The sequence below is a fragment of the Candidatus Proelusimicrobium excrementi genome, from assembly GCF_937881865.1.
Lineage (GTDB): Bacteria > Elusimicrobiota > Elusimicrobia > Elusimicrobiales > Elusimicrobiaceae > Proelusimicrobium > Proelusimicrobium excrementi.
Window position 1 is genome coordinate 1 of sequence record NZ_CALGEO010000061.1, and the last position, 7,141, is coordinate 7,141.

Genomic DNA, 7,141 nt, shown 5'->3' on the forward strand with positions numbered 1-7,141 from the left:
GGCCGCGCTTAAAGGCCTTGCAAGCCAGTTGAAAGAAGAACCGGCGGCGGTTGAAGCCGCAGCATTAGGAGCCGCAAGTTTAAAGTTTTTCAAATCATAACCGAAGTTAAGCCCCGCTTCCAAAGAATATCCGGAATATTTCCCGTTGCGGAAAGCATTCTGCGTCGCGGAGGAAAGATATGATTCGTAGCTGCGGAATTTATTAAAGAATCCTCTGCTCAAATAGGAACTTCTTGCATTTTCATTAGCGACGGCGAGGGTTCTTTCTACGTTTAAAATCTCGCTTACTCTGCCGGATTCACCGGCGGTTGCCGCCAAAGCGGCGGTTCTGTCAACCACAAGGCCGCCCTGGGCAGCGTCATAAGTTACGGTGCCCAAAACTTTCGCCGTAGTCGTATTTGCCGCGCCGGCACCTTTGATAGCGGGCAGAGCTTCAGCGGTATATAAATGTCTTTGCCCCAAGACAACGCTTGCCATGGCGCCTTTCATCCTGCCGGAAAAAGATCTTAAAGCAGTTCTTGCGGCGACATAAGGTTTAATCTTTGAAGCCTGCGAGATAATTTTGCTGGTTCTTAACGCAGGATTGGAAATTTTGGAAAGCTGGATAACCATAAAAGTGGCCCTTCCCAAAGAATAAGCGCTGCGGGCAAGTTTTAACAAGTCAAAAGTCGCCCAAACCATAAAGGCGATGTCTACCGCACAGCCCAATCTTTGGAAATATCCCAAATTTACGCGGCGGGAGCGTTTTGCCTGCATTTTATCCGCGCCGTATACGGCATATTCGCCGATTTTACCCTTTATAGAAGGATATTTATTGATTAACTCCGTATCAAGGCTGCCTTCCTGCGCGTCAGATAAGTCCGCCATATTCATATCTACAACTTTCAAAGCCATTAAAGCCGCGGCGGAAAGGCCGGATTCTCTTGAGTTTTTGCTTTCGGCGGGGCTTACTTTGCCGGTCAAAAGCGCGCCGGCCAGGAAAGGCATAATCGGTGCTTCATTGTCAAAGCTGTATTTTTTTAACAAAGCCAAACTGCGGGGGGAACCTTCCTCTCCCAAAAGTTTGGCTACGTCCATAAAAGCGTTGTAATAAGTAACATTGCTCGCGCTTGCATACTGCGCACCTTTTGAAGCTTTACCGCGCAAATATTGCCCTTGGGTATTGTTAATCGCATTTACGCCGTATTCCACGGAGAACATTTCCCACGCGCTGTCGCCCGCGCCTTCAAGTGCCGTGTAATGAGCCAAAAGATTGTCTACCGCCGAATACTGTTTAGCGCCGAGGAGGGAACCTACACCCGCTTGCAGCATATAAGGGAAAGCCGCTGTTTCGGTGCTTTTCTTAACCAAGCCTACCACCGCGTTTACATAAGCGGAAGGATAGACGGGGGCCGTAATTCCGCCTATCATTATCATATTTATATTGTCTTGTAAAACTCTTGCGGCTGTTTTGCTTTGTTGGTTTTTGGTTTTGGAAGAACTTAATATGGAAACATCAAATACTTTATCTAAATTTAAATTGTTGATGCGGTTTACCGCGTAATTGTGAATGGCTTGTTTTTCCGCTTCGTTAATGACCTCTTTTCCGTTTAACTTCAAATTGCTTAAAAGAGCTAAAGCTTCAAAATCCATATTAACGCCGTAAGCCTTTACATATTCCCTTAAAACCTGATAGGCCGATTCGTTAACTTTCCCTTCATTGGCTTTATACCAGTTAAGTTCTTTTTGGGCTATGGTTTTATATTCGCCGTACATCTGCTTGGCGGGGAATTGCTCTTTCAACAAAGAGACAAGTTCGTTGACGGAGTAATTATTTTCTTTTGCGTAAGCGGCTGCTTCTTTTTTGATATGTTCGTCATAAGCTTTTTTAAATTCTTTAAAAGGCATGGGTGAACGTTTCGCATAAAAGAAAGCCAAGAAGCTCTTAAGTTCGTAGGTGAGTTTGCCTACCGCGTTTACGCCTTTAATACCGACATACATATTGGCCTGCATGGCCTTGCCGGGATATTTGGAGTTGGCCTCGGTCCTTAAAGAGGATATCTGCCTAGCTAAAGGTTTTATTATATCTTTTTGTCTTTGAACATTTTTTCTTAAAACTTCTTCATATTGGTCAGAGGAAATATTGCTGGTGAGATAAGCATTATCCAGTTTGGCGTCAATATCAGGCGCGGAAGAACTAAATTCCGCGGCATTTCCCGAAGATGCGCCCGCAGAAGCCGAAGCAAAAGCCGGAGAGCCGCTCTGGAAAATCAGAACGCCGGAAAGTATTAAAGACAAAGACTTCACACCGAGATTGCAAATATTTTTTTTCATAATGTTCATCACCATTTTTATAACGAAAAATATAATAAAAATTTATACTCCTTACTAGTATTATATCAGCAACAAGTTTTTAACACAAGAGAATTTGGGCCCAAACGGTTTTAGGTCTAAAGTCCTATTCTCTGCACGTGCAAAGCGGAACTCCCGCAAAACATCCCGGAAACATTTAAAAAATATCCCCCGCATAAAAGAGGGGGATATTTTTATAAGGAAATACATATATTTATTCTTCTTCCGAAGACGCCGGCTCCGGCTCTTCCGTCAGAACATCGTCCAAGTTCTGCGTTTTCATCAAGTTCACGGATGGCGTCAATCCCGGCGCGCCGCCGTAAGCGGGCGAGAACAAACCGTTTGAACGCCAATTATCAAACATCGCGGAAGGAGTGCCGACCGTAAACCTGGTAAGTCCGGCAAGGCCCGCAGGCACTTTGAAAGAGGGGTTAAAGTGCAGCAGGTTCGTGCCTTTTGCGTAGAATAAGGCCGAACCGCCCAAAGTTAGGGCCGGTATCCAAATATTATTCTGCAAGGCCTCGTTTTTGCTGAGGTTTGGATCAGACTGAAGCTGAGCGTCCGCCGCACCGCTGTAAAGTTTGGGGAATATGGCCATACCGATATGAACGCCGGGGTAAGCCACTTTGTAGCCGGTAATCATACTCTGCGTGGCTTTTGCGGCTTTAAGGTTGTATTCGCCTATCTTCAAAAGTCCGTTGGTGGTATTTGAAAAGCCTATGCCCACCAAAGCCATGCCGGGTATAAACGTCGCCAAATTATCTTCCGTGGCCAATAAAGCGGTACCTGCGCCCGCGCTTATCAGGGAAGCGCCGATAAGCCTCTTATAAGTTTCGGGGTTGCCGTCGCCTCCGAACAGTTTCAATATCGGCTTGGATTTAAGCCTTGTAAGGAAGGGCGGTATGGTAAGGGCCAAGGTCGCGACCACGGGTTTTACCGCGGCGTTCTCAATATAATGCCCCGTATATTTATTGGATTCAGCCTGACTGTAATTGTACAGCAGCGAAGACTCCACGCCCAAAGCCGCCGTAGAGGCCAAAGCCACCGGCCATACGGCTTTATGGCCAAGCACTTTAGTGGCGTTCCAAGTTTCGGCCAAAGTGCCGGCCACCGGCCTGTAAACCCTGTTAAAGCCGTTTGCAAAGGCACCGCTCCCGCCAAGCCCTTTGGCGAAGGAGGACATCGTATAACCTTCCACCTTACCTATGTGGGTAGGCATACGCGCCGTTTGGAACTTATAGAAAACGCCCGCGGTTATAGCCAAAAGGAAAGGATTGTACAATGAAAAATCCGTATGCGAATGCAAAATTTTATCGCCTTTGTCGTTAAGCAGATAATTGCCGGCCTCATCGGTATAATATCTTGGGGACGCCATATCCCATAAGGATGCGCCCAAAGTCGGCGCGAGCATGGCAAATGAGCTTAAATTCTTAAAAGCCATGCCTTTAAGCAGGCCTACGCCGCCGCCCATTTTATCCATAAGAGGGTTAAAAGAAGCCCTCGTTATGGAAGAAGACAATCCTATTAAAGTTCCGCTGATTAAAAGCGGCGTAATAGAAGGCTTGTTAGGGTTCATGGCGTTAACGTCGCCGAAGCCGTTAAAGCCGGAAAGCATCGGTATGGTAAGCGACGCGCCGGCCAAGCCAAGGCTTGTTTTCACCATATTGGCCGAACCGTATCTCTTTACGAACGGGGCCCAGAAGGGGGAAAGGAAGCTTGAGGCATACGGCAGCACTATTGAAATCAAAGCCACGTCCGTATTAGAAATATCGGGGTAATTCTGCCTTAACGGGCCGACCAAGCTGGTGGAAGCCGCGCTGAGGGAGAGGAACTGCACCGCAAACAGGGTGTTAAGTTTGTTCTTGGCCCCGGTAAGGGAAAGATTAAACGGATTGTTGAAACTGCCCTGTGAAGCGTATTTTACAAAATTGTTCAGCTGGCCTTTGGGCAGAGCCAAAGTATAAGGAACGGAAAAATCCGTCATAATGCCGGCGGAGTTCCTGCCGAGCAGAGAAAGGGTATTATTCTCCCTCACCACCATTTGCATTCCGTCAAAGCGTTTGGGGGTTGAAAGTTTTATGGAAGTGGGGCGCAGGAAACCGCCTTCTTCCACCAAAACGCTGCCGGTTCCGGGGAAAAGGCCCTTTTTGCCGCGGAAAGTGTTGGAAAACCAATTTGAAGTCCTGCCCCAAAAACCGGCGGGCTCGCCCATAAATTTAATATTTAAAGGGGTTGAGCCTTCGCGCGACATTCTGGCCAAACCCATAAAGCTGGCGTCGTCAATGCCTATTTTGAAATAGGACGGGTCTATCAACTTTCTTTCGGAAGCCATTGAAAGGCGGATTTCGTCCTGGCCCGTCAACAGCACGTTTGTAACGTCATTGGATTTAATAGTCGGTATTTTGCTTTCAATCGTAATATTTACCGGCAAAGGTTCGGCGGGCGCGCCTACTGAACTTCTGTGATAAAGTTCCAAAGAACCGGGAGTGGCGGAAGTGCCCAAAGGCCTAGCCAAATATTCCACGCCGCCCGTCGCTCCGCCCGGAAGAGAAGCCGGCTTAAAGCCGCGGGGGAGTCTCATAGTATTGGCAAAATCAATGCCCGCGCCAAGAGAATAAGAATCAATCCCGGCAGTTGCGAAAGCTTCTTTGGTCGAGGCGGAAAGATATCCTCTGTAAGATCTGTATTTGTCAAGGAAGCCTCTGGCGGCGTAATTTTCCTGCGCGGAAGCCGCGGCGGCGTCTAAAGCCTTTCTGGTATTTAATATATCCGTAACTCTGCCGGGATTTCCGGCGGAAGCCCTGTAGGCTTCCACGGCGTTTATCGTATATCCGCCTTTTGCGGCGTCAAAAGTCGCCGTCGCCAAAGTTTTGGCTACGGTAGTGCCCTCAAGCCCCGCACCGGCTATCTTAGGCAAAGGCGCGGAAGTGTATAAAGCCCTTTGGGAAAGGACTATCGGTTCCATTCCGTTCTTGACGCGAGTCATAAATTTAGTCATGGAAGAACCGGCGGAAGCGTACTTCTTCAAATGAGGCAAATGGCGGGTTATATAAGCCATACGCTGGGCCGGCGCGCCTATTCTGGAAAGTTTAAACGCGGAATACGCGCCTCTGCCCAAAGAATATACGCCTTTGCCCAATTTCGCCAAATCCCAAGCGCACCAAACCAAAATACCGATATCAAGAACATTGCCGCCTATCTTAGCGTACTTATAAAAATTAAGGCTGCTTTCTTTAGCGGCGCGTCTGGCGTCGTCTACGACGGCGTATTTGCCGAGCATATTGTTTTTTATTTCATTTCTGTACTGTTTAAGCAAAGCCGAGTCTATAAAAGATTCCTGTTTTACGGTAATGTCGCCCAAGCCCTCATTAATAAGATTTAGTGCTATATAAGCATTGGCCGATAAACCCGAGGCCGCCGCATTATCTTTAAATCTTTTGATGTTTGAAGATATCCCCGCTTTGTTTCTTGCGGCTTGATCCGCGGTTACCGTTATTACGCTGCCGCCGGAAGTAAACTCCTGCTCGCCCGCTCTGATTTCGCGCAGTGGGCCTCTGTAATTTTCCGCGCCCGCTTTACCGCCGATTAAAGCCCCGGCGACAAAAGGCTTAATTCCGCCGCAGCGCGGACTGAAAGTATCTTTAAAATTGAAATCCAAAGTCATGGCGCATTGATCTGCGCCGTAAGTTTTCAGCAAGTTCAAAGCTTCTTGGCCGCCGTCTTCGGAAAGCATTAAGGCTATGTCGGTAAAAGCGTTGGCTATGGTACCGTCTTCAAGTTGGTATTGCGCTATTGAAGAAGCCCCGTTCAAATACTTGCCGTTCATCATTTGGATATTTTCCACCCAAGCGGCAATGCTCAGCAAATCAGGCGTTTCCACAGCTTTTTCTTTATTTGTGAAATATCTTAAGATATCGCCTATGGTAACATAATCTTTCGAGGCCAGCAAAGCCGATACCGCCGTAATTAAGATATGGGGAAAAAAGAGGGGGTTTTCCTCGCAGGAATAAACGGCCTCTTTAATTGCGGCTCCGCCGCCGTCGCCCGGCCTTGAAAGATTCGCAATAACGGTCATGGCGGAAATATATGCGTTTATATTTTGCGTTTGCAGCGAAATAGGCTTATGCAGCTGGTTTAAAGCCAAGGAACGCATTACATTTTTTTCCTCGTCGTTTAACAAGTCTTCCCCGTTATAATTCATGGGAATGAACAGAGGAACCGTATCCAACAAAATATAGCCTATTTCCGGCCTGGGATTCTTTTTGTAAATCCCAAACAAAGCGCGCACTTTGCTTTGCACGTTTTTAAATATTTCCCGGTCTTCCGCGTCAATTGCGGCGGCGACCTCGGCCTGATATTGCGCAAAAGCCGTTCTGGATTTTGCAAGCTCCGCTTTTCTCAGCCTTTCAGCTTCGCTCTGCGCGTTTTCAAACCAAGAATTAAGATTTGCGGTTTCGGACTCTTTCCAAGCGGATATATCTTCCTGCGGATACTCGCCGCTTAAAGCGTATTTTTCCGCCTCCATGTTTATTTTGAGCAGCGTTTGTTTTTTAAAAGTTTCGTTTTCCTTCTTAATCGCAGCCGCCTGAGAATTGACGGTTTTGGTATATTCTGCCAAGAATTGTTCATACTCGGAAGGCGCGGCTTGGGATGCCACCCCCGGGTCTTCCCTTCCGTCCGAGGCGGAATTGCGTCCGAAAAGCAGTTCATGGCTTATTTTAGTGGCTTCCTGCCAAGCGGGATTATCAAAATACGGGGGCCTGGCAAGGGCAGGATCGGGCCGCACTACACGGGTATTATCGGCGGGGGG

At 47.6% G+C, this 7,141-nt stretch carries 2 protein-coding genes; both read right to left on the reverse strand.

Annotated features, from left to right (window positions below):
• Positions 1-2,313, reverse strand: a 2,313-nt coding sequence (locus ACQY26_RS03095; RefSeq protein ID WP_428047629.1) for a hypothetical protein, incomplete at its 3' end; no start/stop codon positions are given.
• Between the two features lie 232 nt (positions 2,314-2,545).
• The gene (locus ACQY26_RS03100) at positions 2,546-7,117 is read right to left on the reverse strand and encodes a hypothetical protein (RefSeq protein WP_428047630.1); all 4,572 of its coding nucleotides are present in this window, start codon (positions 7,115-7,117) and stop codon (positions 2,546-2,548) included.
• Positions 7,118-7,141: the final 24 nt, after the last annotated feature.